At 70.0% G+C, this 3355-nt stretch carries 3 protein-coding genes; all 3 read right to left on the bottom strand.

The genetic code is table 11. The features are described 5' to 3' along the window. Positions 1-701: indole-3-glycerol phosphate synthase TrpC (gene trpC, locus VDQ18_RS23275; RefSeq protein ID WP_323023236.1), on the bottom strand; the 701-nt coding region annotated here is incomplete at its 3' end. 75 nt (positions 702-776) lie between these two features. Next, the gene (glmM, locus tag VDQ18_RS23270; protein ID WP_323023235.1) at positions 777-2120 is read right to left on the bottom strand and encodes a phosphoglucosamine mutase; all 1344 of its coding nucleotides are present in this window, start codon (positions 2118-2120) and stop codon (positions 777-779) included. A 2-nt stretch (positions 2121-2122) separates the two neighbouring features. Next, complete coding sequence (folP, locus tag VDQ18_RS23265) at positions 2123-3088, bottom strand: dihydropteroate synthase (RefSeq protein ID WP_416235145.1); 966 nt, start codon at positions 3086-3088, stop codon at positions 2123-2125. Positions 3089-3355: the final 267 nt, after the last annotated feature.

Here is a 3355-nt window from a genome sequence, read left to right as displayed (position 1 = left end):
CCGGCCATGTCGGCCAGATCGGCGGGGGTGAAGAGGCCGCTCTCGCAGACCAGCGTCCGTCCGGCTGGCACCCGCGCGGCCAGCGTGCGGGTGGTGTCGAGCGACATCTCGAAGGTCTTCAGGTTGCGGTTGTTGACCCCGATCAGCGGCGATTTCAGCGCCAGCGCACGGTCCAGCTCGGCCCCGTCATGCACCTCGATCAGCACATCCATGCCCCAGCTCATCGCCGCGTCTTCCAGTTCCGCCGCCTGCACGTCCGAGACCGAGGCCATGATGATCAGGATGCAATCGGCGCCCCAGGCGCGGGCCTCGGCCACCTGATAGGGGTCATAGAGGAAATCCTTGCGCAGGCAGGGCAGGTCGACCGCCGCCCGGGCCGCGGTCAGAAACTCGGGCGCGCCCTGAAAGCTGGGCGCGTCGGTCAGCACCGACAGGCAGGTGGCGCCGCCCGCCTGATAGGCCCGGGCGAGCGAAGGCGGGTCAAAATCGGCGCGAATGAGGCCCTTGGAAGGGCTCGCCTTCTTGATCTCGGCAATGAGGCCATAGCCCGTGGCCGAGGCGCGGGTCAGCGCCGCGGCGAAACCCCGGGGGGCGGAGGCGGCGCGGGCCTGATCCTCAAGACTTGCGAGGGGCAGCCGGGCCTTGGCGGCAGCGACTTCCTCCAGCTTGTAGGCCTTGATCCGGTCGAGAATGCTTGCCATGGCGGGCCCTCCTTGCGCGTCCTGACTAGCGTCAGAACGCGGCGAAGGAAAGCCGCCAATCCGGGCGGGGACCGCTCAGAGCGCCGCTTCGATCTCGGCGACGATGCCGCTGAGGATCTCGTCCAGCAGGGCCGGATCCTCGCATTCGCCCATGACGCGGACCAGCGGCTCGGTGCCGGATTTGCGGATCAGGAGTCGCCCGCGGCCGGTCAGACGCGCCTCGGCATCGCGCACCGCAGCCTTGACGGCGGCAGCTTCCATCGGTGCCTGACCGGCCCCGAAACGGACGTTGCGCAATTGCTGCGGTACCGGCTCGAACTGGCGGGTCAGGGCCGAGGCGGGCTTGCCGGTCTCGGCCATCGCCAGCAGGAATTGCAGCCCGGCAATCAGCCCGTCGCCGGTCGTGGCGTAATCGGTCATCACGATATGGCCCGATTGCTCGCCGCCGAGGTTGAAGCCCCGGTTGCGCATCCGCTCGACCACATAGCGGTCGCCCACGTTGGTGCGCTCCAGATGCAGGCCCTGACCTTGCAGGAACCGCTCAAGCCCGAGGTTCGACATGACCGTCGCCACCAGCGTGCCGTCGTTCAGCCGCTCCTCGGCCGCCCAGCGGCTGGCGAAAAGCGCCATGATCTGATCGCCATCCGCCACCTGGCCATTCTCGTCGAGGATCAGCACCCGGTCGGCGTCGCCATCAAGGCAGATGCCGATATCGGCGCCATGCGCGACCACCGTCTCGGCCGCCAGCTGCGGCTTGGTCGAGCCCACGCCATCGTTGATGTTGCGCCCGTTGGGGCTGACGCCCAGCGGGATGACCTCGGCGCCGAGCTCCCACAGGACCTCGGGCGCGGCCTTGTAGGCGGCGCCATTGGCGCAATCGACCACGACCTTGAGGCCGCTCAGACGCGCGCCGCGCGGCAGGGTGGTCTTGGCGTATTCGACATAGCGGCCGCGACCGTCCTCGATGCGTTTGGCGCGGCCGATGTCTCCGGGCGCGGCCAGTTCGCACGCGCCCTCGAGGATCGCCTCGATCTCGGCCTCGGCCTCGTCGGACAGCTTGAATCCGTCGGGGCCGAAGAACTTGATGCCGTTGTCGCTGGCCGGGTTGTGACTGGCCGAGATCATGATCCCGACATCGGCCCGCATCGAGCGAGTGAGGAAGCCCACGGCCGGCGTCGGCACCGGGCCGAGCAGCAGCACGTTCATGCCCGTGGAGGTCAGGCCGGCGGTCAGCGCATTCTCCAGCATGTAGCAGCTGAGCCGCGTGTCCTTGCCGATCACGACCCGGTGGCCGTTCTTGCCGTCCTGGCGGAAATAGCGCCCGGCGGCGGCGCCGAGTTTCAACGCCAGTTCGGCCGTCATCGGCCAGGCATTGGCCTGGCCCCGTACCCCATCCGTGCCAAAAAGCTTTCTCGTCATGATCAATCCTCCGAAGCCAGCGCACGCCAGAGCGCCAGCGCCTGAATAGTTTCTGAAACATCGTGGACGCGCAGGATCTGCGCGCCCTGGCCTGCGGCCTGCAGGGCCACGGCCAGCGAACCCGCCAGCCGATCCGCCGCGACCTCGACCCCCGAAATGGTGCCGATGAAGCGCTTGCGCGAGGCGCCCAGCAAGATTGGCGCCCCCAGCGAATGGAAGAGGGAAAGCCCCTGCAGCAGCGTCAGATTGTGGCGCAGGGTCTTGCCGAAACCGATGCCGGGATCGGTGATCAGCCGCTCGGGGGCGATGCCCTGCGCGACCGCGTGATCCATGCGGCGGGCCAGCCAGTCATAGACCTCGATCAGCACGTCGTCATAGCGGGGATCGGCCTGCATGGTCTGCGGCGTGCCCTGGGCATGCATCAGGCAGATCGGCACGCCGGCCTCGGCGGTGACGCGGGCCAGATCCGGGTCCCAGGTCAGGGCCGAGACGTCATTGATGATGTCCGCCCCGGCCTCGATCGCCGCCGCGGCGACGCGGGCCTTGCGGGTGTCGATGGAGACGGGCGTGGCGATGCCGCCCGTGCGCAGCGCCCGGATCAGGGGCGCGGTGCGGGCGATTTCCTCGTCGACCGGCACCTCGGCGGCGCCGGGCCGTGTCGATTCGCCGCCGATGTCGAGGATATCAACCCCGGCCGCGACCATCGTCCGGGCCCGGGCCAGCGCATCGTCGAGCCCCGAGAGCGTGCCGCCGTCGCTGAAACTGTCGGGCGTGGTGTTGAGGATGCCCATGACCAGCGGGCGGTCGCTGGGCAGGCCGGGGAGAACGGGCTTCGGCGCCGCAAGGCGCGCGGCCTCGGCCGCGGGCAGCGTGCCGGGGTGCCACCAGACATGGGCGGAGCCTGCGAGCGGCAGGACGCCCTCGGGGCGCGGCCGGTCGAGGCGCGGTGCGGGATGGATGCGGCGGATCATGGCCCCCTGAGAATCAGATCGGAACGCCCTTGGCAAGGAAGCTGGCAGGGTGATCGGGGATTGTTTCAGTCTTGTTGCGGTTTCGTGCCGAGAGGGGAGGGGTTTCGCCCTCGTCACCCGCTGTCGCGGGCTCCTCGGGCGACCGGGGCTGCGCATGAATGCGCAGCCCGGGGGCGGTGGTGGGGGCGGGCGGGGCCGGGAAGGCGCGCGAGCGGCGGCCGGGGGGGGGGGGGGGGGGGGGGGGGGGGGGGGGGGGGGGGGGGG

The organism is Pararhodobacter sp. (assembly GCF_034676075.1).
GTDB lineage: Bacteria > Pseudomonadota > Alphaproteobacteria > Rhodobacterales > Rhodobacteraceae > Pararhodobacter.
The sequence above is the reverse complement of the archived record's forward strand: the minus strand, read 5'-3'. Positions and strand labels throughout refer to the sequence as shown.

Excerpts from the sequence above, each read along its gene's own strand:
- glmM (WP_323023235.1), bottom strand. The coding sequence starts at position 2,120 with ATGACGAGAAAGCTTTTTGGCACGGATGGGGTACGGGGCCAGGCCAAT.